Here is a 405-nt window from a genome sequence, read left to right on the forward strand (position 1 = left end):
AAATAAGAGTCATCGTAGTCTTCTTCATTTTTGTTTATAGAATCTTGATCTATCTGAATTTCAATTATTTCAATATCTGTATATTCTTTATCATTATTAATATAAAAAGAATCTTCTTCGATATCATCTTTATTAATTAATCTTGTGACATTAACTATGACACTTCCACTAAATTCTTGTTCTATTGGTGGTGATTGTATGACTTCTTTTGTATCATCATCACGTCCCCAATAATCAAAGGATACACAACTTAAATTTATTAAATATTCTAGCTCATAAGTTATACTAACAATCTCGTCTGTAAACTCTTCATAAGTATCTAATATCTCATTGAATTCACAATTATTTATATCTAATTCTTCAATACCCTCACTTCCAATAACATACGATTCTAGATAATAATAG

The 405-nt window shown here is 26.2% G+C and carries 1 pseudogene; it reads right to left on the reverse strand.

The window, feature by feature from the left end:
* Positions 1-405 (reverse strand): annotated as a pseudogene (locus E4T79_RS10810) (hypothetical protein); the annotation flags it as partial.

The organism is Streptococcus sp. LYSM12, assembly GCF_004569635.1.
Classification (GTDB): Bacteria; Bacillota; Bacilli; order Lactobacillales; family Streptococcaceae; genus Streptococcus.